Source organism: Winogradskyella sp., assembly GCF_028282165.1.
Taxonomy (GTDB): Bacteria; Bacteroidota; Bacteroidia; order Flavobacteriales; family Flavobacteriaceae; genus Winogradskyella.
On record NZ_JANQIM010000012.1, the window covers coordinates 1 to 22,766 of the forward strand.

General features: G+C 35.4%; 17 protein-coding genes. 12 read left to right on the forward strand and 5 right to left on the reverse strand.

The features are described 5' to 3' along the window. On the forward strand, positions 1-406 hold a 406-nt coding region (locus tag Q0972_RS05660), incomplete at its 5' end, for a DUF6705 family protein (protein ID WP_299363644.1). Between the two features lie 37 nt (positions 407-443). Here Q0972_RS05660 and Q0972_RS05665 read toward each other — a convergent pair. Then, positions 444-2,273, reverse strand: coding sequence for a sodium:proton antiporter (locus Q0972_RS05665; protein ID WP_299363646.1), 1,830 nt, complete (start codon positions 2,271-2,273; stop codon positions 444-446). Positions 2,274-2,386: 113 nt separating this feature from the next. Here Q0972_RS05665 and Q0972_RS05670 point away from each other — a divergent pair, with 113 nt between their 5' ends. Genes Q0972_RS05670 through Q0972_RS05680 form a run of 3 tightly spaced genes read left to right on the forward strand, consistent with a single transcriptional unit; the run spans position 2,387 to position 6,732 of the window. Further along, positions 2,387-3,247, forward strand: coding sequence for an MBL fold metallo-hydrolase (locus tag Q0972_RS05670; protein WP_299363648.1), 861 nt, complete (start codon positions 2,387-2,389; stop codon positions 3,245-3,247). 18 nt (positions 3,248-3,265) lie between these two features. Then, positions 3,266-4,876 carry a S8 family peptidase gene (locus Q0972_RS05675; RefSeq protein WP_299363649.1) on the forward strand — a complete coding sequence of 537 codons (1,611 nt, stop codon included), beginning with the start codon at positions 3,266-3,268 and terminating at the stop codon, positions 4,874-4,876. Between the two features lie 53 nt (positions 4,877-4,929). Continuing rightward, on the forward strand, positions 4,930-6,732 hold the full coding sequence (locus Q0972_RS05680) for a M1 family metallopeptidase (RefSeq protein ID WP_299363651.1): 1,803 nt from the start codon (positions 4,930-4,932) through the stop codon (positions 6,730-6,732). A gap of 32 nt (positions 6,733-6,764) precedes the next feature. Here Q0972_RS05680 and Q0972_RS05685 read toward each other — a convergent pair whose 3' ends face one another. Together Q0972_RS05685 and Q0972_RS05690 are read right to left on the reverse strand one after the other, a co-directional pair. Further along, the gene (locus Q0972_RS05685; protein ID WP_299363652.1) at positions 6,765-7,922 is read right to left on the reverse strand and encodes a succinylglutamate desuccinylase/aspartoacylase family protein; all 1,158 of its coding nucleotides are present in this window, start codon (positions 7,920-7,922) and stop codon (positions 6,765-6,767) included. A 36-nt stretch (positions 7,923-7,958) separates the two neighbouring features. Beyond that, entirely contained in the window at positions 7,959-9,803 is a 1,845-nt protein-coding gene (locus Q0972_RS05690; RefSeq protein ID WP_299363653.1) for a CBS domain-containing protein, read from the reverse strand. 370 nt (positions 9,804-10,173) lie between these two features. On the opposite strand from Q0972_RS05690, the gene Q0972_RS05695 reads away from it, so the two are divergent. From Q0972_RS05695 to Q0972_RS05710, 4 genes are all read left to right on the forward strand, one after another. Next, on the forward strand, positions 10,174-10,983 hold the full coding sequence (locus Q0972_RS05695) for a S24 family peptidase (RefSeq protein ID WP_299363655.1): 810 nt from the start codon (positions 10,174-10,176) through the stop codon (positions 10,981-10,983). Between the two features lie 21 nt (positions 10,984-11,004). Beyond that, positions 11,005-11,397, forward strand: a complete 393-nt coding sequence (locus Q0972_RS05700; protein ID WP_299363657.1) for a ribonuclease P protein component — start codon at positions 11,005-11,007, stop codon at positions 11,395-11,397. Next, the gene (locus tag Q0972_RS05705; protein WP_299363658.1) at positions 11,378-13,012 is read left to right on the forward strand and encodes a S41 family peptidase; all 1,635 of its coding nucleotides are present in this window, start codon (positions 11,378-11,380) and stop codon (positions 13,010-13,012) included. The genes Q0972_RS05700 and Q0972_RS05705 overlap by 20 nt, the downstream gene beginning before the upstream one ends. A gap of 65 nt (positions 13,013-13,077) precedes the next feature. Beyond that, positions 13,078-13,923 (forward strand): OmpA family protein, encoded by an 846-nt coding sequence (locus Q0972_RS05710; protein WP_299363659.1) that lies wholly within the window; start codon positions 13,078-13,080, stop codon positions 13,921-13,923. Here Q0972_RS05710 and Q0972_RS05715 read toward each other — a convergent pair. After that, on the reverse strand, positions 13,920-14,363 hold the full coding sequence (locus tag Q0972_RS05715; RefSeq protein ID WP_299363660.1) for a GNAT family N-acetyltransferase: 444 nt from the start codon (positions 14,361-14,363) through the stop codon (positions 13,920-13,922). The two genes, Q0972_RS05710 and Q0972_RS05715, sit on opposite strands and share 4 nt — an antisense overlap. Next, complete coding sequence (rpiB, locus tag Q0972_RS05720) at positions 14,357-14,791, reverse strand: ribose 5-phosphate isomerase B (RefSeq protein ID WP_299363662.1); 435 nt, start codon at positions 14,789-14,791, stop codon at positions 14,357-14,359. The genes Q0972_RS05715 and rpiB overlap by 7 nt, the downstream gene beginning before the upstream one ends. 536 nt (positions 14,792-15,327) lie before the next feature. Between rpiB and Q0972_RS05725 the strand changes: the two genes are divergently transcribed. The 4 genes from Q0972_RS05725 (at position 15,328) to Q0972_RS05740 (ending at position 22,762) form a co-directional block, all read left to right on the forward strand. Continuing rightward, positions 15,328-16,833: a T9SS type A sorting domain-containing protein gene (locus Q0972_RS05725; RefSeq protein ID WP_299363663.1), complete on the forward strand. Its 1,506-nt coding sequence runs from the start codon at positions 15,328-15,330 to the stop codon at positions 16,831-16,833. A gap of 65 nt (positions 16,834-16,898) precedes the next feature. Further along, a complete protein-coding gene (locus tag Q0972_RS05730) occupies positions 16,899-18,368 on the forward strand; it encodes a T9SS type A sorting domain-containing protein (RefSeq protein WP_299363666.1) in 1,470 nt (489 codons plus the stop codon). 169 nt (positions 18,369-18,537) lie between these two features. Beyond that, positions 18,538-20,010 carry a T9SS type A sorting domain-containing protein gene (locus Q0972_RS05735; RefSeq protein ID WP_299363667.1) on the forward strand — a complete coding sequence of 491 codons (1,473 nt, stop codon included), beginning with the start codon at positions 18,538-18,540 and terminating at the stop codon, positions 20,008-20,010. A 124-nt stretch (positions 20,011-20,134) separates the two neighbouring features. Next, positions 20,135-22,762: a T9SS type A sorting domain-containing protein gene (locus Q0972_RS05740; RefSeq protein WP_299363668.1), complete on the forward strand. Its 2,628-nt coding sequence runs from the start codon at positions 20,135-20,137 to the stop codon at positions 22,760-22,762. Positions 22,763-22,766 lie beyond the last annotated feature (4 nt).

A 22,766-nucleotide genomic window follows, 5' to 3' on the forward strand; every position in this document is an offset into this window, starting at 1 on the left:
AAGTGTACAATACTTTAATGGCGACTATTATGAGGACACTATGGTTGGCGGTTACCAGTATATAGAAAATGGTGTGGAAATAGTAAACACACTTACCGATGCAAATAACCCTAATCTGGGTATTTCTGCAAGTATTGACGGTAATCTAATATTTGATGATTGTCAATATTTACCTGTTGATGATTGCATTGATAGTGAAAAGTATATTAATTTATCCATAGACGACCCTAATTCAGATAAACATTGGGGAAATTTAATTGTACATAAAAGAACAGTTAATGGCCAAGCAGCTATAAAAATAAACATAGTAATGACTTATGTTACTGGAGCAGATCCCCTTGAAGGAGATCTGCCTGACCCATCCATTCCTTGGCAAATGCATGATATCGTCTTGATAAAACAGTAATGATTTAAAATATCTATCAATCGAGAAAAAATCATTTTTATATTTCTATTTTCTTTCCTAGATACACTAATTTACTTTTGGTATCAATTTCTTTTTCTACATCATCATCTAAAGATGGAATAATGTGTATCACATCTTTGCTTGTTTTAAGAAATAATGGAATTTGATCTTTATTCGACTTTATACTTTCTAGATTTTGGTTATATGATTCTAAATTCTTTACGGGTACTTCTCTTATATCCGGATAACTCTCCGAAACCTGCATAAGGTTATTAAAATCGTCCGATAATGTGAAAACCCCATCTTCTGGGGAAATAGAGCCATTTTCCAATTCGGCTTTAGACGCTAGCCTAAAAGACCCGTTTTCACCAAATTGGGCACCAAATTTTTCAACGGCATAGCGATTGATATCTGCATTACCTGTTAAGGCCAACAAATACCCAATATCGCTAAACTCAATATTGTCCTTCATGGTGTCCGAATAGATGTTTTCTGTATGAGCTTCTATACCCATTTTCTCAGCTTCATTAACATTATTCTGGTTGCTATCAACCAAAACAACATGTCTTCCGTTGTCTATTAAGTATTGCGCAACTAAACGCGATACTCTAGAAGCTCCAATAATTAAAATGCCCTCAGACTTTGTTAAGAATACACCTGAGATTTTAGCAAATAAACGTGCTGTGGTTGCATTTAACAGTACCGTTCCCAGTACAATCATAAATACTAAAGGTGTTATGTATTCGGCACCAGCTACATCCTCGGCCATGAGCTTACTTCCAAAGAGTGAAGCTATACCTGCCGCCACGATACCTCGTGGACCAACCCAACTGATAAACATTTTTTCGTTCACTTTGAGCTTTGAGCCTTGTGCACTCAAAAAAACTGCCAGTGGCCTTATGATTATTACAACCGCTAAAAACAACGCTAATGTTTCCCAACGATACAGTAACATTAAATCCTGATAATTAATGTTTGCTGCCAGTAATATAAAAAGAATGGAAATGAGCAATACACTCAATGATTCCTTAAAATAGAGGAGTTCCTTAATATTGTCGAGCTTACTATTTCCTATAACCATTCCCATAACCACAACGGCTAGGAGGCCAGATTCATGAGCAAAAATTTCCGATTCAACAAACACTAAAAGAACAACAGACAACGACACCACATTTAATAAATAATGCGGAATAAACTTTTTATTTATAGCAAATACCAAGGCGTGGGCGAAAGTGAAACCGAAGGTGGTTCCGAATAATACGATTTTTCCAAATTCGATGAGTGCCGTTTTTGTGAAACCAGCTTCACCTCCAACAGAAATAAACTCAAACACTAAAACCGCCACTAAAGCGCCTATGGGGTCAATGAGAATACCTTCCCACTTTAATACTGCAGATACATCACGCTTTAAGGGTATATTTCTTAATATCGGAGTAATAACCGTAGGCCCTGTAACGATTATTAATCCTGAAAACAAAAAACATAAGTCCCAACTCAGCTTAAATAGATAACGGGCTAAAACGGCAGCTCCGAAAAAAGTGACCGCAGCACCAACAGTAATCAATTTAGTAATTACTGGACCGACATTCCTAATTTCACTGCGTTTCAATGTAAGCCCACCTTCAAAAAGTATAATACTAATGGCAAGAGACACAAAGTAGAATAGACCTTCACCTGGGAATAATCCTTTCTTACCGTTCCAAATAGGCTCTATCCATTTGGACCCATCTTCATTTAAAAACTCTGCTGCTATAGGACCTACAAGTAAACCTATTAAGATTAAAGGTAAAATTGCTGGAATTTTAAATTTCCAAGCCACCCATTGTGCTAAAATTCCAAGAATTATAATACCAGCTAATTCAACCATGATTCAGTTTTTAAAATCATTTCGAAAATAGCTCTTTTTTTACAACCCTAAAAATCCTAATAAAATCACAAGATTATGATGTATTACAAGCTAATTTGGTAAATTGCGCGATTATGCAACTATACCCTATAAATGCTGGAAACTTTAAACTAGATGGTGGCGCCATGTTCGGTGTGGTGCCCAAATCTTTGTGGCAACGCACAAATCCTGCTGACAATAATAATATGATTGATATCGCGGCACGCTGCTTGCTCATTGAAGATGGAAATCGATTAATACTTGTTGATACTGGAATGGGCAACAAGCAAAGCGATAAGTTTTATGGATACTATTTCCTTTGGGGAGATGATACAATTGACAAATCATTGGCTAAATATGGTTTCCACAGAGATGATATTACTGATGTGTTTATGACGCATCTACACTTTGATCATTGTGGTGGCAGCATACAATGGAATAAGGACAAAACAGGCTACGAGCCTGCTTTTAAGAATGCACACTTTTGGAGCAACACTGGGCATTGGCAATGGGCGACACAACCTAATAGACGAGAAAAAGCGTCATTTTTAAAAGAAAACATATTGCCTATGGAAGACAGTGGGCAACTAAAGTTTACTTCACTTCCCGACGACAGAATTTTAAAAGATTCTCAACTCGGATTTGATATCTTTTTTGCCGATGGGCACACAGATAAGCAAATGATTCCGATGATTAATTATAAAGGAAAAACAATTTGCTTCATGGCAGATTTGTTGCCAACAATGGGTCATTTACCATTACCTTTTGTTATGGGTTATGACACCAGGCCATTATTAACATTAGACGAAAAAGAGGTGTTTTTAAATATGGCTGCCGACCAAGGTTTTTATCTTTTTTTAGAGCACGACGCACATCATGAGATTATTTCGGTAAAACATACCGAAAAAGGGGTTCGGCTCAATGAAATTTATACTTGTAAAGACATATTCAATTAAAAATTAAACATGAACTATATGAAAATTAACCCTAAAGCCTTAGCGTATTTATATGTTTCGGCAGTACTGCTTTTTGGTTGCGGAGGTACAGCAGATATTATATCTACACCCATTGAAAATATAGATACGTCACCTTTGAAAGTGACAGATTTAACTGAAGCTGAAAAGAAAAATTGGGGCCATTTGGATCTAGAAAGAGATACTATTCCTGGTATGGCCGTAGATAGAGCTTACCAAGAGATTATAAAGGGAAAAAAAGGGAAAAAGGTTATAGTAGCCGTTATAGATTCTGGTATTGATATTGACCACGAGGATTTAGATGATGTTATTTGGACTAACAAAAAAGAAGTGCCAAACAACGGTAAGGATGATGACAAAAATGGTTATGTAGATGATATTCATGGTTGGAATTTTCTTGGTGATTCTTATAACGAGCAACTGGAATATGTTCGATTGCTAGCAAATAAAGAAACGTCTAACCCAAGATATGCGGAAGCTCAAAAGCTACACGATGAACAGGTTCAAAAATGGACACAAACAAAAACGCAATACGATCAAATCGCCCAGGCCATAAATAATGCACACGAAACCTTAAAAAAACAACTTGGTAAAGAAGAGTACACTATTGAAGAGGTCAATAAAATAGAATCTCAAGAACAAAATGTGCAACAAGCTGTTCAAATAGCAAATAGCATTAATAGTAGTTCCAATGGTTTGTCTATGGCCGAGGCTGTAAAGGAAATTAAAACGCTTCAAGAGGACATTAATGACCGCCTTAATTACAATCTCAATATAGATTTCTCTGGAAGAAAAATGTCTGATAATATTAATGATCTATCAGATACAGATTATGGGAATGGGAATGTTAAGCATGTAAAAAAATCTGAAGCGCATGGCACACATGTAGCAGGTATTATTGCCGCAGAACGAAACAACGGTAAAGGTGTTAACGGCGTAGCCAATAATGTAGAAATTATGGCTTTGCGCGTTGTTCCTAATGGAGATGAATACGATAAGGACGTAGCTTTGGCTATACGCTATGCCGTAGACAACGGTGCAAAGGTAATTAATGGAAGTTTTGGAAAATCTTTTTCTCCACATAGTGCTTGGGTAAGGGATGCCATAAAGTATGCTTCAGATAATGATGTCGTCTTTGTTCATGCTGCTGGAAATGATAGTAATGATGTTGATGTAGAACCTAATTTCCCTGACGATAATGTTGATTTTGTTGAAGTTTCTGATACATACATTAGAGTAGGTTCTTTAGCTCAAAAATATGGTTCTAAAATGGTCTCTGGTTTCTCTAACTACGGAAAAAAGAATGTAGATATTTTTGCCCCAGGCTCTGCAATTTATTCAACCATGCCAGAAAATGAATACGATTTTAACGACGGTACTTCTATGGCTGCTCCTGGTGTTGCAGGAATCGCTGCTTTAATACGTTCTCAGTATCCTAAACTAACAGCGGCTCAAGTTAAGCAAGTGATTTTAGATTCTGGTTTACCTTTAACTACAAAAGTGGTGGTTGCCGGAGATGCTTCAAACGTTAAACCTTTTGCTGACTTGTCTAAATCCGGTAGAATTGCCAACGCTTACAATGCATTGATCATGGCTTCGAAAATTCGATAAGCGTTTCGTTTCATGCTTATTTTGAAACAATTGGGATCAGAAAAATAAATACTATGAGAAAAAAAATTTTGAGCCTTTTAGGTATGGCTCTTATCTATTCATGTGGTGCTACAGAAACATCTAGCCAAACAAACAATATGCCTATTCCTAATTCGGTATATGGTTATTGGCAACAACATGTGAGTTATTCTATGGAAATTGATATGGATGTAAATACATATCGATATAAAGGGAAACAAAAGCTTGTATATACCAATAATTCACCAGATGTATTGAACCGTGTATACTACCATTTATATTTTAATGCCTTTCAGCCAGGTAGTGAAATGGACGTACGCTCTCGGACCATTCAAGATCCAGATCCAAGAGTAGAAGACCGAATCAGTAAACTTAAACCAAATGAAATCGGTTATATAAAAGTGAATTCACTAAAGCAAAATGGCAAGGTTGTTTTGCATGAAACCGTAGGAACTGTTCTTGAAGTTCAATTAAATCGACCTATTCAACCAGGCGAACAAGTAACCTTTGATATGGACTTTGATGCTCAGGTACCTGTTCAGATTCGTCGTTCGGGCAGAAATAATAAAGAAGGTGTGGCGCTGTCTATGACGCAATGGTATCCAAAACTAGCAGAGTATGACGATGAAGGTTGGCACGCAGATCCATATATTGGAAAGGAATTTTATGGTGTTTGGGGCGATTTTGATGTAAAATTAACTATCGATAAGGATTATGTTGTCGGTGGTTCGGGTTATCTACAAGGAGAACCTAAAGTAAAAGCAGGTAAGAAAACATTACACTATAAAGCGCCTAGGGTGCATGACTTTTCTTGGGCAGCAGATCCTGACTTTATTCATGATACTTATGAAATGCCTAATGGCCCTAAGCTGCATTTCTATTACAAAAAAACACTTGATCCAGAATATCTGGAAAATTGGAAAAAGTTACAGCCCGATACAGCGAAGTTAATGGCTTACTTTAGTGAAAACATTGGCCAATACCCATACGAACAATACTCGGTCATTCAAGGTGGAGATGGTGGTATGGAATACGCTATGTGTACCTTAGTCACAGGGCAACGCAATTATGGAAGTTTATTGGGCGTTACTGCACACGAAATGGCCCATTCTTGGTTTCAATTTGTTTTAGCTACAAATGAGGCCAAGCACGAATGGATGGACGAGGGCTTTACCGTTTACATATCCAATTTGGGCGAAAATAAATTAAAGGAGAAAAAACTTAAAAATCCGCATTCGAGATCTTATATGAGCTATATTGGATTAGCAAATTCTGGTTATGAGCAAGCCTTAACCACTCATGCCGATCGTTATGAATACAATGGAGCTTATGGGGCAGCAGCTTATAGTAAAGGGGAGGTCTTTATGGCTCAATTAGGATACGTCATTGGTGAAGACAATTTAAAGAAAACCATAAAAAAATATTTTGAAGACTTTTCTTTTAAGCACCCTAAACCAATGGACTTTATAAGAACTGCTGAGCGTATTACTGATTTTGAACTCGATTGGTATTTGATTGATTTTGCACAAACAACTAACACTATAAATTATGGTGTTAAGTCCATAGAAGGGAATGTAATTACGCTGGAGCGTATCGATTTAATGCCTATGCCCATAGATCTAAAGGTAACATATACTGATGGTTCAACGGAAGACTTTTATATCCCGTTGCAGATGATGCGGGGAGAGAAACCCACGTCCGCAACAATAATTAATGATTGGGCATGGGCAATGCCTACTTACACATTTAGCGCTAATAAAACGGTTAAATCTGTTGAGATCGATCCATCTCAAATGATGGCAGACGTTGATCGCGACAATAATACATTGACGCAATAGTTAAACCTTTTAAGATAGTAAAAGCTGGCTTTTTAATACCACTTTTCATTTTTATACATGGTCTTTCTGGCAACACGTTCTCTATTATAAAGTAATAGGTGTGTTTGGTCTATTTGTTTATTTCTGTATCCAAACAAATGGAAAATCGACTTTGTTAAAAAGCGCGCTATAGTAAGATTAGCCTTTAAAACACCATCTGATTTATTGTACCATGTAATTCCTGGAAGCAATGTTAATAAATGATCTGCTTTTACTTTTCTGAGTAATTCGGAAAGCTTCAAAAAGAATTTTGGAATGCGTCTAATAATGAAAAAACCATCTTTTCCCGATTTTTGATACAATGGCATAAACAACTTTGCAGAAAAATTAGAATAAACTGGATTGCCGTTTGAAGTCGCTAGTAACGTATCTTTCTCTACAGATTGAAAACTTACAAACCCAGCTTTCATTTTAAAGTCCTCATTTGGCTCTATATGATGCTTGTGTATAACTTCAAAAACTGAGTTAATCTGCTTAGAGGCTTTTTTTAAACGATTTTTATATAATTGAAAGCTTTTAGGGTCTGGATGCTTTAAATTTCCGGAGTAATACAAAGCCAGATAAATAAAAGCTTCACAGTTATTAATAGCTTGAGGATCTACATGCTGACCAGATTCAAAACCTAATGACACATAACCTAGCGTATTAAGATAGCTTAAAAGTGGACCTTCTAAATATTCCTCAATCCCTAAAACAACCGGGATACCAAAACATGCCGAGAACTTTCGATTTATCATAGCGTCATTAATCGTAATAAAAGGCAATGTTTTGCTAGATGTGGTGTGTAAATCTATAAAGTAAATGGGTTGGTCAGTTGATGCCAATAATCCTTCTAAGAACTTGAATAAATCTTTTTGTTCTGATAGTTCATTTTTTGGGTTTTCATCATTCTTTAATTGATCTAAATACTTTGAAGTCCAGACACGATTTAAATCCAAATCAATAAAACGTTTGTTCTTCTTAAGTGCCTTTATATTACCATAAACACCTATGATTTCTCCAGAAATATGATCTTCATTTAGTGTTGATAGAATTGAATTTAGCGCATTAACCCCTGCAAATTCATTACCATGTATACCAGCAAAAAAAACAATTGTTGCTCCAGGTTCTTTTCCTCTAATATGATGAAAAACTCTGTTCGGTTTGCTCATAGGTTTTATGTGATTACTTGGGCTTGTTCGCATAATTTATAGATCTCTTGAAGTTAAAATACCTAGTAATTCTCTATTTCTAACGACAGGGAGGCAATTTATGTTATTGGATACCATTAAATCCTTGGCTTCTTCTAAAAGCGCTTCTTGTGAGATTGTGATTAAATCTCTTGTCATTACATCTTTAACCCGCAGATGTAGCTCACTGTTTCCTAGCTTAATTAGATCTGTCCAAGTTAACAAACCAGTAAGTTCTTTTTTCTTGTTTATGACTGGTAAATGGTGAATGTTTTTCCATTTCATAATATGGCTCACCAATTCTAGACTATCATTTTGATCTACCAACAGTATTTTGGTATTCATATTATGTTTTACTATACGTTTTACATTCAAATTTAAATTTTCTTCAGGATTGAATTGCTCCCATTGATCTATGGTTTTATTACCAAATTGATGTTTGTACATATAAGCGGTTATATTTTGAAGCGCTTCAAAATTAGTTTTATTTTTTTGAAGTCTTCTATAATTGGCTACCATCCATTGAGATCCGTTTTTTGATTTTACTCGTCGCTCAATGATTGAAAGATACTTTGTAATATCAGCAGCATCTATATGTGCTTCTTCTAAACCTTTTTTTGCAATTGGAAGAAATTCGTTCAAAATTATATCTTTTGCCGAAATTAATCTATTATTCCATCTAAATTGAGTTTCCATACCATTTCTGGCCGCCTTAAAGAAGTTATTTTTTATGTCCTTAAAATCCATTTTCTCTTGGATGTCCTTATAATGTTCTGGTTGGCCCAACATTAAACCTACCCAAAATACCATGTTGGCAATTTCATCTGTTAAGGTTGGCCCAGATGGAATATAGCGACATTCAATCCTTAAATGTGGTTTTCCGTCACCTACACCATAGCATACTCGATTCCACTTATAAACCGTGCCATTATGTAGTTGTAATGCATTAAGCTTTGGGATTTCACCATGTTGAAGCCTATCTATACTATCGTCATGCTCATCTGACGTTAACAAACTTCTAAATCTAGAAATATGATCTCTAAAAATATCGGTAACAGTTCCTTTTTCCCAATTGGCACCAAAGCTTACGCGCGATTGTTTTTCTTTATGAATGAATGAATTTGCTCTTGTGTCTATGCTTTGGGTAAATAGTGCAATTCTGGTTTCTGCCCACAGCTCTCTTCCAAATAATACAGGCGAATTGGTACATACACTTAAAACAGGTCCGGCTATGGCTTGTGCCCAATTATACTTATCTACAAACTCATCTGGATGGATCTGCAAATGTGTCTGAAAGCTGGTATTACACGCTTCCAACATCACATTATCATGAATTAGACTTAATTCATCTACCCCTTTGATATGGATGTTAAAACACTGCCGCCGCGATGCTTTTAGGGCATTGTTAAGCACGTGGTATCTGGGCATGTCTGTCATATAGTTTTCGGCAATGTGTTTTAATCTCAAAGTAGGTAGAATTCCCGTTAATATAATTTTTGAGTTCTTGGTTTGAGCACCATGCTCTGCTTTTTTAAGTAGCTCCCTAAGCTGTTGTTGTAATAATGAAAAGCAATTGCCTTTAAGTAACAAAGGATCCGAATTAATCTCTAGATTATATCGTCCTATTTCAGTAGTAAAATGATCATCATTGATGGCTTCTAAAACTTCGATGTTATTATTGTTGGGAAAAAAATAATCTGTTGCGACACAAAACTCCTGTTCAGCACCAATCCTTATAGGTTCTTTTTCGATTAAATCGTTTTTAAGCATCATATCTAAGGCCTCAAGATCTCTTATAAGGTAATGTATATATAATGCTTTATCTTTGGGGCTTTTAAGTTGTTTTACATCTAAATGTCCCATAATTAAAGCTAAGTATTGATTATTCTATGTAAGGTACTCTAAATTAAAAGCTTAAAACATGACTTTTATCACCTAAACAATCAAAGCCTAAAGCCAATAATTGTATACGCCCCTTTAAATACTATTAAAATAAACCCCATAACACGTAAAACTATTCTTTTATTGGTAGAAATTGAATTATTAGAATCCCTAATTTTATAATGTTTAGTAAAATGTTGGAGTGAGCTATTGTTACAATATTTCCCGATAAAAGTGGAATAAAATACCAAGAATCTTTCAATAAAAATACCACAAATGTTTAATTTTACATCATAGATTTAACCCTGTTTTATGCTTAGTTTAAAACGTTTTAATTCAAAATTTTCAACTTATGGAGGGTATCGACGAAAAAATATCGGCAATCATTAATCATTTTCACCTCAATAATTTTTCGTTTTCTAAACGTATTGGTGTTACCGCTACTACAATAGATAGCATTGTTAATGGTCGTCCTCAAAAAGATGGTACTCGAAAAAAAACAAAACCTGGTTATGATGTTCTAACTGCTATTATAGATACTTTTGATATAAACCCAGCTTTTTTATTTGGCAAAAGCTCAGTAATGATAAGGGCTAACGTTCCTAACAATCCAACATATTCTGGAATGCCTAAGGTCATCGCTGTAAATGAAACTGGAGATGAAAATGTGGTTTACGTACCTGTGCAGGCAAGAGCCGGCTACTTAAATGGTTATGGAGATCCTGAATATATAGAATCACTTCCTTCGTTTCATATGCCTTATCTTACTAATGGTACATATCGTTGTTTTGAGGTGAAAGGCAATTCTATGTTTAGAACGTTTTTTGATGGTGACCTTGTATTTGGAAAGTTCGTAGAAGATCTAAGAGATATAAGGGACGGTCGTATTTATGTTATTGTGAGTAAAACTGAAGGCGTAGTTTTAAAACGCGTTATCAACAAGATCGAAGAACGCCAGAAACTTATCCTAAAAAGTGATAACAAAGACGGTAACTATCCTACTTATACCATAAACGCTGAAGATATTGAAGAATTATGGGATGTAAAGATGTATGCCTCTATGCAAATACCAGAACCTATAGGTATTTATGATCGTTTACACGAACTTGAAAGTAAAATTGTGGATTTAGAAGCGACGCTTCAGCGCAAAATATTAAGTTAACCCTGTCCCATCGTTAAGCAAATGACTTTTAAATACGGGAAAAAAGACAAACTAAAAAGTAAAAAGCATATAGAGCAGCTCTTTAATGAGGGCAAAGCCGTTACTGTTTATCCATTAAGGCTTATTTATCTTGAAACTGAATTTAGTGATGGTTCCCTCTTAAAAACAGGAGTTTCGGTGAGCAAACGTCTTCATAAAACAGCCGTAGCTAGAAATAGCTTAAAACGATTATTAAGAGAAGCATATAGGCTTAATAAGCCTGTATACTTTAACAATAGTTCAACACCTTATGCGTTTATGATTTTATACCTTAGCAAAGATGGAACAACTTTTGATGAACTTAATGGCAAAATGAAATTGTTGTTCAAAAAATTCTTGGATAAAACTTCTAAAAATGAAAAAACTGCTCCATAAAAAAATAGTAATACTTGTTTTAGCACTTGCTATCTTCTTTAGTACAACTGCTTTTAAAACTGATTTCTTTGAAATTGCTAAACAAATAGAGATATTCACTACGTTGTTCAAAGAACTTAACATGAACTATGTCGATGATACCAACCCAGGTGATTTAATGGATACCGCCATTAAAAGCATGTTGAACGATTTGGATCCTTACACGCAATTTTACAATGAGCAAGATGTTGAGGCATCTAGAATAAATAATGCTGGAGATTACACAGGCATAGGTGCCAAAGTACTCACCTTAGAAGATAAATTGGTCATTATTGAACCCTACAAAAACTATGCTGCTGATAAAGCTGGTTTAAAAGCCGGCGATGAAATTATAAAAGTGGATAACGTTGTAGTTTCTGACTTTAAAGATGACGCTGCAAATCTTCTTCAAGGTGCTGCAGGTACCGAAGTTAATATTACTTATAAGCGTCAGGGTAAAACCAACACTGTAAAAATTACAAGAGAATCCTTAGATATCAAAGCAGTGCCTCATTATTCCATGGTAGACGATAAAACAGGTTATATCGTTCTAAGAAAATTTAACGAAAAGGCCTCTACAGAAACTCTCGGTGCCTTAAGAGCACTAAAAAATCAAGGAGCAACTCAGCTTATTCTCGATTTAAGAGGAAATCCAGGCGGCTTATTAAACGAAGCTGTAAATGTCACCAATATTTTTGTGCCAAAAGATCAATTGGTGGTAACCACAAAATCCAAGGTTAAAAAATATAACAAGACCTATTACACTAAACGCGATGCCGTAGATACAGAAATACCTTTGGTAGTATTGATAGATGGCCGAAGTGCTTCAGCAAGTGAAATTGTTTCAGGTGCACTTCAGGATATGGATAGAGCAGTAGTGGTAGGAGCTCGTAGTTTTGGTAAAGGATTAGTTCAGCGACCAAAACCCTTAACTTATGGTACACAAATGAAGATCACCATATCTCGATATTACACACCTTCTGGTCGTTGTATACAAGCCTTGGACTATTGGAATAGAGACGAAAACGGAAAAGCCACTCGTGTTAAAAAGGAAAACTACAATGCCTTTAAAACAAGAAATGGACGACCTGTTTTTGATGGAGGAGGTGTACAGCCAGATATAGAGGTTGAATCCTCTAAACAAACACCTATTACCAAAGCTATTTTAAATGAAAATTTAGTTTTCAACTTTGCAACAAACTATTATTATAATAACAATGTAGAGGATTTAAAAGGTTTTGAGCTATCGGAAAGTGATTATAAATCTTTCAAAAACTACTTAAAAACAACAGGATTTAATTTTGAAACTAAAACTGAGGAAGCATTAAATGACGCCTTATCTGTTGCAACAGAAGAAGGTTTAGAAAGTATTATAAATTCTGAGTATAACAACCTGTCTGCCACATTGCAAGCCTATAAAACCAACGCTATTGATGGTAATAAACTGCAATTAAAGTCGTTATTAACAGACGAGATCATTAGACGCTATTTTTATAGCGAAGGATTATATACCTATTATACGGCAAATAATCCTGAGATAAAAAAAGCACTTAGCGTGCTTAATAATCCTAAGCAGTACGCCAGTATTTTGAGATAAAAAATAAATTTATCTATATTTATAATACTAGAATCTTATTGAAGTAATAAGAAAATTCAACAAAAATGAAGTCCCTACTCATTATAATATATCTAGGTTTTCAGCTTGCTTTCGCCCAAAAGGAGATTAAGCACCAGGTATATTTTTTAACCGATGAGTTTGAAATTCCAGAGACGGAAGAAAGTCGACTTCTTTTGTTTTTATCTGAAATTGAAAACATGGATATTCAAAAAATATCCATCTATGGATTCTGTGATGATAGAGGTAGTGATTCGTATAATTTAGTGCTATCACAACAACGTGCAGATGCTATTAAAGAAATCTTTTCTAATAATGAATTTGACGAGTCTGTTATTACCAATGTTGATGGAAAAGGCGAAATTCTTCTTAATGTAGTCAACGATAATGACCTCTATAGAATACGAGGTCTCAATCGTAAAGTAGAAATTATAGTGCAGCCTTACGATCCACCTCGCGAAAAAATAGAGCCACCAGCAAAAGAAAGTGCAGAAGAATTACTAAAAGGAGAACTTAAGGAAGGCGATAAAATTCAATTAGAAAATATTCTATTTCGTACAGGTTACAGCTATCTAACCAAAGAATCAAAAGCTGTTTTAGATAATATTGCAAAAATACTTGTAGAGCGAACCGATATATACTTTACCATTGAGGGACATGTATGTTGTACTTATGGGACTAGAGATGCTATTGATCGGAAAACCAAAAAACGTAATTTATCCTTAGCAAGAGCTAAGACAGTTTATGATTATTTAGCTGACAAAGGCGTAAAACGTTACCGTATGAAATTTGTTGGCCAAAAGCGAAAATTTCCATTAGGTGGTGAGCCAGAATTAGATAGACGTGTAGAAATATTGGTGACTCGAATTATAAAGCCTAAGGCCTCCAATTAAGATTTAATCATATTAACATGTGGAATACCATCCTCGAGGTACTCCTCTCCTACCTCAATAAAACCTAGATTATTATAAAAGCTTTTTAAATAGGTCTGTGCTGAAATCCTAATTTTTGTTTGATTATAATGGTCTTTTACAGCCTTTATTGAAGCATTCATAATGGTATAACCATTTTTAAACTTACGTTCATGAGATCTTACCACTACTCTACCAATACTAGCTTCGTCAAAATAACCTCCAGGCTCAAATATTCTTGTATAAGCCGCTAATTTACTACCTCTATAACCAAGTACATGTAAAGCTTTTTGGTCTTTACCATCAATATCCTGATAGACACAGTCTTGCTCAACAACAAAAACTTCACTTCGTAATTGAAGTAAATCGTAGAGCTCTTTTTTGGTTAATTGTTCGTAATCTTTTACGGTTATTTCTAACAAGACAGTGGAATTTTATCGACACGTCGTTGGTGACGACCACCCTCAAACTCTGTATTTAAAAAAACATCTACCATTTTTATGGCTTGTGGTACAGATGTAAAACGTGCCGGAATACAAATAATGTTAGCATTATTATGCTGACGGGTTAATTCGGTGATTTCACTCGTCCAACATACACCAGCTCTAACATTTTGATATTTATTGGCCGTCATAGCAACACCATTAGCACTACCACAAATAAGAATACCACAATCTACTTTAGCATCATTAACATCGCTTGCAACAGGATGTACAAAATCTGGATAATCCACACTATCTAAAGTATCGGTACCGTAATTGGTTATCGTATAACCTTTGGCTTCTAAATGTTTTACAATAGCTTGTTTATATTCTGGACCAGCATGATCGTTACCAATAGAAATTGTCATATTGAGATGTATTTATTTTATAATGCAAAATTACAAATAATTAAATCTGGTTAATAGTCATATGAATGACATGTTAATAAGTGTTTACAAGTATTTAAAATTTTAGATAGGTTTATTCAATTTATTTTACAAACCAGAACTAAAACAAGATTTCAAAATTTATTAGCTACTTTTTTCGAGGAAGTTATTCATAATCATTGTAGGCGAAATTAACAGAGGTTGGTTATAAAATTATAAGTCAATTCTATTAACATCACTTATCAACAGTTGTTTACAATAAATTTACTTTTCTTATATATCAAAGGTTTACATGTAAATTTAATGTTAACTAAACCGTAATAAAATGTAAAATTCAAATTTTCAAAACAATTTCTTAAAAAGTTATATCAATTATTAACAGCCTATAATAACCACTATTTATTTTTTAAAATTTAAAAAGAAAAATGATAATAATATATAGAGTTGTGGATAACTAAATAGTGATGACATTTCAGATTTTTATCGATTGGTTATTGTAACATCAATACTAGCTTATCATGAAAATAAAATTACTGTCACTCACTCTCATTGTTTTTAGTTTATCATGCCTTTATGCACAACAGACTGCCATACCTGATTCTAATTTTGAACAAGCACTTATAGACTTAGGTATCGATAGTGATGGTACAATTAATGGTGTTGTTTTAACTTCAGATATTAATACCGTAACTAATTTAGATGTTAGTAATCAAAGCATTCAAAATTTAACAGGAATTGAAGATTTTACAGCACTAACAGAATTAATTTTAGATAATAACAGCTATAGTTTTGCCGACTTGGATTTAACAGGAAATCCTGCATTAACCTATTTATCATCTCGAACAAATCAAATAGACAATATAAACTTAAGTAATAATGCATTATTAACCTATCTAGATTTAAATGAAAACGAGTTAACAAATTTAGACCTTAGCAATAATCCCTTATTAACTTATTTAGACCTTACTCTTAATGATTTAATCAGTATAGATTTAACAAATAATCAGGACTTAACGTTTTTAAGTTTAAGTACAAATGAATTGACATCAGTAGATTTAAGTAATAATATAGCTTTAACTGAGCTTAATTTATCCAACAATGATTTAGTAAGTTTAGATCTAAGCAGTAATACGGCTTTGGTGAATTTATTTGTCTTTGGCTGTCTGTTAACTGATTTAGATGTAAGTAATAATACGGCTTTAGAAATCTTAGGGGCAACAGATAATGAATTGACAAGCATTAATTTAACAGGTTTAGATCAATTATTGTCATTAGGCCTAATTCAAAATAATTTGGCTACCATAGATTTAAGTACAAATATTGCTTTACGTTCATTACAAATCGCGGAAAATCAATTTCAAACCATAGACCTAAGTAATAATACAGCTTTACTTACTATTTCTGCTAACGATAATTTTCTAACTACTGTAGATTTAAGTACAAATACAGAACTTACATTGATAAATTTTATAAGAAATCAACTTACCAGTTTAGATGTAACTAATAATATAAATCTACAGAACCTAAATGTCCCTGCTAATCAGCTCACGAGCTTAGATGTAAGTAACAATCCAGATTTATTGGTTTTAAATGTATTAGAGAATCAACTCACCAGTCTTAATGTTCAAAATGGAAATAATGTTAACATTACCGGTGATTTTTTCCTAGCCCTTAATAATCCAGATTTAGATTGCATTCAAGTAGATGATGTTGCTTATAGCACAGCAAATTGGACTTTTGTAGACCCAGGAGTTGTTTTTAGCTTAGACTGTCCTAATCTTAGTATAGAAGATAGGGAGAAAGAAAGTTTTCGTCTCTACCCCAACCCAGCTAAAAATCAATTTACTGTTCAATTAACAAATCCATCTGATTTACAAGGAGTTAAAATTTACAATAATCTTGGTCAGTTGGTAATGACTTCAAAAGACATTATTGTTGATATCTCAAAATTAACTTCTGGGCTTTATATGGTCGAAGTAGGCACTACAAAAGGTAAAGGTATTAAGAAGCTAATTATTGATTAAATCTTGATGACATTTTAAAAGCTTAGCGATTAGAAAACAAAAGCTAATCCTAATACATTTTTAAAATGAAACAAATTTACGTTTTACTAGTCACATGTTTTTTATTCTTTAATGTTAATGCACAAACTCAAGTAGGAGATGATATTGATGGTGAATCTACTATTGATCAATCTGGCTATGCCGTTAGTCTTTCTGAAGATGGTTCGATCTTAGCTGTTGGCGCACCAGTGAATAGTGATAACGGAAGTGTTGCAGGTCATGTTCGCATATATGAAAATCAAAATGGTAATTGGTTACAAATAGGTCAAGATATAGACGGTTTTAGTGATAATGATTTTTTCGGTTGGTCTGTAAGTCTGGCCGCTACAGGAAACAGAGTTGCTATCGGTGCACCAGAAAGTAATACAGGTAGTACGGGTTATGTGACAGTTTTAGACTTCGAAAATGATACATGGGTTCAAATAGGGAATACTATTCAAGGTGAAAATTCTGGAGATTTTTTTGGTTGGACAGTAAGTTTATCGTCAGATGGTAATACATTAGTGGTTGGTGCTCCAGGGAATAGTGATAACGGAAGCTTTGCAGGTCATGTAAGAATATATGAATTTCAAAATGACACTTGGATACAAGTAGGAGATGATATTGATGGTGAAGCAATGGGTGATGAATTTGGCAGATCAACAGCTTTATCGGATAATGGTGAATTTTTAGCAGTTGGTGCTGTTACAAATGACGGCAATGGAATTGATTCTGGGCATGTAAGAATTTTTCAAAACCAAAATGGGAGTTGGTTACAAATAGGCCAAGATATAGATGGTGAAAATGCTGGTGACTGGTTTGGTCGGTCCGTAAGTCTTTCTTCTGAAGGTAATAAAGTAGCTATAGGCGGAAATTTTAATAGTGATAATGGGGTTAATTCTGGCCATGTAAGAATATATGAATTTCAAAATGACAGTTGGCTACAAATAGGAGGCGATATTGATGGTATTACTGAAAACGAAGAAACAGGTGTATCGGTAGATTTATCATCAGATGGTAATCTTGTAGTGATCAGTGCCCCGGGAAATTCCACGAATGGTAATTTGAGCGGTCAAGTACGTATTTTTGAATATGTGAATAATAGCTGGGAGCAAATAGGGATTCCAATCAATGGTGAAGGCGCTAATGATGAATTTGGATTTGCCTTAAGTTTATCTTCTAATTCACAGTATTTAGCCATTGGAGCCCCTGTGAATAGTGGTAATGGATTTGCTTCGGGCCACGTTAGAGTATACGACATATCTGCATTATTATCAGTCAAAGAAATAAATACTTCTAGTTTTAAGCTCTACCCTAACCCAACCAAAGACCAATTCACCATTCAATTACAAAATCCTTTGGAATTACAAAACATTAGTATTTACAATAATTTAGGTCAATTGGTTTTAATTTCAAAAGAAACAACTATAGATACGTTGCAATTAAAATCTGGACTTTACATAGTTGAGGTAGAAACTGCAAAAGGTAAAGCAACTAAGAAACTAGTTATAGAATAACGTCACTTCGAGTGTCCCGACAGTAAACATGGGGATGTATCGAGAAGTAAGTCCAACAAAATTTAAGCACTTTAGAAATACTGTGCTTTTTTCATTATTTAACCTAAAAATATTGTTAATGATGTTTTACTTTTTATCTTGTAAGACAAATCTTTAATATTCAACTATAATGAAACGATTTTTACTCCTATTCTTTTTTCTCCCTTTAATAAATTTTGGCCAAGTACAAATAGGCTCAGATATAGATGGAGAAGCATCAAATAATTTATCAGGAATCTCTGTAAGTATATCAAGTGATGGTTTAGTTGTAGCTGTAGGAGCGCCACTTAATGGTGGTAACGGAGCAAACTCCGGACATGTACGCATTTATGAAAACCAAGGAGACAATTGGGTTCAAATAGGTTCTGATATAGATGGAGAGGCCTTAGGGGATTCACTGGGACAATCGGTAAGTTTATCGAGTGATGGTTCGGTTGTAGCTATAGGCGCACCATCAAATGATGCTAACGGCGTAATAAACTCCGGACATGTACGTATTTATGAGAATCAAGGTGGTAATTGGGTTCAAATAGGTTCTGATATAGATGGGGAAGTATCAGGAGATAGATTAGGGCAATCGGTAAGTTTATCGAGTGATGGTTCGGTTGTAGCTATAGGCGCACCATTTAATATTGGTACTCAAGTAGGTACGGGACACATACGCATTTATGAGAATCAGGGTGGTAATTGGGTTCAAATAGGTTCTGATATAACAGGGGACTTATCAGGAGATAGTTTTGGGGAGTCAGTAAGTTTATCGGGTGATGGTTCGGTTGTAGCTGTGGGGGCATCACTTAATGATGCCAACGGGATAAACTCTGGACATGCGCGCATTTATGAGAACCAAGGTGGTAATTGGGTTCAAATAGGTCAAGATATAAATGGAGATGGATTAGAAGATAGACTAGGGGAATCAGTAAGTTTATCTAGTGATGGTACAATTGTAGCTGTAGGAGCGCCATATAATAATAGTAACGCAGTAGACTCTGGACATGTGCGCATTTATGAAAACCAAGGAGGCAATTGGGTTCAAATAGGTTTTGATATAGATGGAGAGGCATCAGGGGATGCACTAGGGGCATCAGTAAGTTTATCGAGTGATGGTTCGGTTGTGGCTATAGGAGCACCATTTAATGATGGTAATGGATTTAATTCTGGGAATGTACGCATTTATGAAAACCAAGGAGGCAATTGGGTTCAAATAGGTTCTGATATAAATGGAGAAACCTCAGGAGATATATCAGGAAATTCTATAAGTTTATCGAGTGATGGTACAGTTTTAGTTATAGGAGCACAATTAAATGCAGGTAATGGATTAAATTCTGGACATGCAAGAGTTTTTGATTTATCAGCTTTGTTATCAGTAGATGACCAAACCATTTCAAATTTTAGTATTTACCCTAACCCAACTAAAGACCAATTTACCATTCAATTAGACAATCCATCAGATTTACAAAATATCAACATTTACAACAACCTTGGTCAGTTAGTAATGACTTCAAAAAACACTATTGTTGATGTCTCAAAATTAACTTCTGGGCTATATATAGTTGAAGTGGAGACTGCTAAAGGTAAAGGCGTTAAGAAGTTGATCTTAGAATAGAAAAAGACGTTATCCATAAAAAATATTAATACTAAACATTTAAAGAATTAATTAAAATTTAATCTTCTAATGTAGGAAAAAACCTGTATGTAGTATAGTTTGCATAAAACTAAACAATATCAATATGAAAAAACTATACTTCATTCTTTTATTAGTTCCACTTTTCGGTTTTACCCAAGTACAAATCGGTCAGGATATCGATGGCGAATACGGAGGTTACCGAAGCGGTAACAGTATAAGTTCATCTGGTGATGGCAATATTGTAGCCATAGGGTCACCCGATAGAGGTGAAAACGGTGCTTCTTCAGGTCATGTGCGTATTTATGCGAATATCTCTGGTATTTGGACCCAAATAGGTCAGGATATCGATGGCGAAGCTACAGGAGATCGTAGTGGCTCAAGTGTGAGCTTGTCCAACGATGGCAGTATCATAGCTATTGGAGCTCCACGAAATAATGACAACGGATTTGAATCTGGCCAAGTACGAGTCTATGAGAATATCTCAGGTGTCTGGACACAGATCGGTCAGGATATTGATGGCGAAGCTGCAGATGATCGCAGTGGTACAAGTGTGAGTTTGTCCAGTGATGGTAGTATCGTAGCTATAGGTGCACCAGGTAATGATGACAATGGTGCTGGTTCAGGTCATGTAAGGGTCTATGAGAATATCTCAGGTGTCTGGACCCAAATAGGACAGGACATAGATGGAGAGGCTATAATTAATGAAGTGTTTTCTATAAATATAAGTGTAAGCTTATCCAGTGATGGAAGTATCATAGCAATCGGCTCTCCTAATAATGATGGAAATGGCAGTCTATCAGGCCATGTACGTATTTATGGTAATGATAATGGTGTCTGGACCCAAATAGGACAAGACATAGACGGTGAGGCAGAACTTAATCTTAGTGGTGAAAGTATAAGTTTGTCCAGTGATGGCAATATTGTGGCTATCGGCGCACCTTGGAATAACGGCCCTGAATTTGGTGCTATTCATACAGGTCATGTACGCGTTTATGAAAATGTCTCAGGCGTCTGGACGCAAGTAGGTCAGGATATCGATGGAGAAGTTACAGAATTTTTAAGTGGAAATAGTGTAAGCTTATCCAATGATGGTAGTATTGTAGCTATTGGTTCATCTCTTAATGGTGACAACGGCAATGGATCTGGTAATGTGAGAGTTTATGAAAACATCTCGGGCACTTGGACCCAAATCGGTCAGGATATTAATGGAGCAGGAACTGCTAATTATTTCGGAACAAGTACTAGTATATCTGACGATGGTAATATCGTGGCAATTAGTGGACCAGGTTATGGAGGTAGTTCCGGTCACGTACGTTCTTACAAGAATGTCTCTGGGGTCTGGACGCAAATCAATGAAGATATAGTAGGAGACCCAGCTCAAGACTTAAGTGGTGCTAGTGTGAGCCTATCCAACGATGGCAGCATTGTGGCTATTGGCGCACCAGGTAATGATCACAATGGTGGTAATTCGGGTCATGTTCGAGTTTATGAGAATGTCTCAGGCGTCTGGACGCAAATAGGTCAGGATATCGATGGCGAAGCCTTTGACCGGTTTGGGACAAGCGTAAGTTTGTCAGGTAATGGGACTGTTGTAGCCATAGGATCAAATTATGGAACTGATTCAGGATATGTCCGTATTTATGAAAATGTCTCAGGCGTATGGACGCAAATAGGTCAAGTTATTAATGGCGAAGCCGAAAATGATGGTAGTGGTGATAGTATGAGCCTATCCGATGATGGTAGTATTGTAGCTATTGGTGCACCAAATAATGATGGCAATGGTGGTAATTCAGGTCATGTACGTGTCTACGAGAATATCTCAGGCGTCTGGACCCAAATCGGTGAGGATATAGACGGAGAGGCTTCGTTAGATTGGATGGGTACAAGTGTAAGTTTGTCCAGTGATGGAAATGTCGTAGCTATTGGTGCAGAAGGAAATGACGCAAATGGAGAAAGCTCTGGTCATGTTCGTGTTTATGAGAATGTATCTGGTGTTTGGACGCAAATAGGTCAGGATATTGATGGAGAAGCTGAGTATGATAGAAGTGGTGAAAGTGTAAGTTTGTCTAGTGATGGTAATGTCGTAGCAATTGGTTCATCTCTTAATGATCCAAATGGTCATGTACGTGTTTATGAAAATCAATCAGGTACTTGGGTTCAAATCGGTGAAGATATTGATGGAGAAGCTCAGGGAGATGGTAGTGGTATAAGCGTAAGTTTATCTGGTAATGGGAGTATTGTGGCCATTGGTGCTGATCTTAATTTTGGTAACGGCTATAGATCTGGTCATGTGCGTATCTATGAGAATGTCTCAGGTGTATGGACCCAAACAGGACAGGATATAAATGGTGAGGCTGAAGATGATCGTAGTGGTACGAGTGTAAGTTTATCTGCGGATGGCAGTATTTTAGCCATCGGAGCACCAAATAATGATGGCAACGGCTATGGATCTGGTCATGTGCGAGTTTTTGATTTAAGTGCATTGCTATCAACAAAAGACCAGGTCATTTCAGATTTTAGTATTTACCCCAACCCAACCAAAGACCAGTTCACCATTCAATTAGAAAATTCATCAGAACTTCAAAATGTTAACATTTACAACAACCTTGGTCAGTTGGTTTTGATTTCCAAAGAAAATATTATTGATGTGTCTACACTAACTTCTGGTCTTTATATGGTTGAAGTGGAAACTTTAAAAGGTAAAAACACCAGAAAACTAATCATCAACTAAAACC

Coding starts and splice junctions, on each gene's coding strand:
- Q0972_RS05725 (WP_299363663.1), top strand. CDS start 15,328: ATGAAAATAAAATTACTGTCACTCACTCTCATTGTTTTTAGTTTATCA.
- Q0972_RS05730 (WP_299363666.1), top strand. CDS start 16,899: ATGAAACAAATTTACGTTTTACTAGTCACATGTTTTTTATTCTTTAAT.
- Q0972_RS05685 (WP_299363652.1), bottom strand. CDS start 7,922: ATGAGCAAACCGAACAGAGTTTTTCATCATATTAGAGGAAAAGAACCT.
- Q0972_RS05700 (WP_299363657.1), top strand. CDS start 11,005: ATGACTTTTAAATACGGGAAAAAAGACAAACTAAAAAGTAAAAAGCAT.
- Q0972_RS05675 (WP_299363649.1), top strand. CDS start 3,266: ATGAAAATTAACCCTAAAGCCTTAGCGTATTTATATGTTTCGGCAGTA.
- Q0972_RS05690 (WP_299363653.1), bottom strand. CDS start 9,803: ATGGGACATTTAGATGTAAAACAACTTAAAAGCCCCAAAGATAAAGCA.
- Q0972_RS05680 (WP_299363651.1), top strand. CDS start 4,930: ATGAGAAAAAAAATTTTGAGCCTTTTAGGTATGGCTCTTATCTATTCA.
- Q0972_RS05740 (WP_299363668.1), top strand. CDS start 20,135: ATGAAAAAACTATACTTCATTCTTTTATTAGTTCCACTTTTCGGTTTT.
- Q0972_RS05705 (WP_299363658.1), top strand. CDS start 11,378: ATGAAAAAACTGCTCCATAAAAAAATAGTAATACTTGTTTTAGCACTT.
- Q0972_RS05670 (WP_299363648.1), top strand. CDS start 2,387: ATGCAACTATACCCTATAAATGCTGGAAACTTTAAACTAGATGGTGGC.
- Q0972_RS05665 (WP_299363646.1), bottom strand. CDS start 2,273: ATGGTTGAATTAGCTGGTATTATAATTCTTGGAATTTTAGCACAATGG.
- Q0972_RS05695 (WP_299363655.1), top strand. CDS start 10,174: ATGGAGGGTATCGACGAAAAAATATCGGCAATCATTAATCATTTTCAC.
- Q0972_RS05735 (WP_299363667.1), top strand. CDS start 18,538: ATGAAACGATTTTTACTCCTATTCTTTTTTCTCCCTTTAATAAATTTT.
- rpiB (WP_299363662.1), bottom strand. CDS start 14,791: ATGACAATTTCTATTGGTAACGATCATGCTGGTCCAGAATATAAACAA.
- Q0972_RS05710 (WP_299363659.1), top strand. CDS start 13,078: ATGAAGTCCCTACTCATTATAATATATCTAGGTTTTCAGCTTGCTTTC.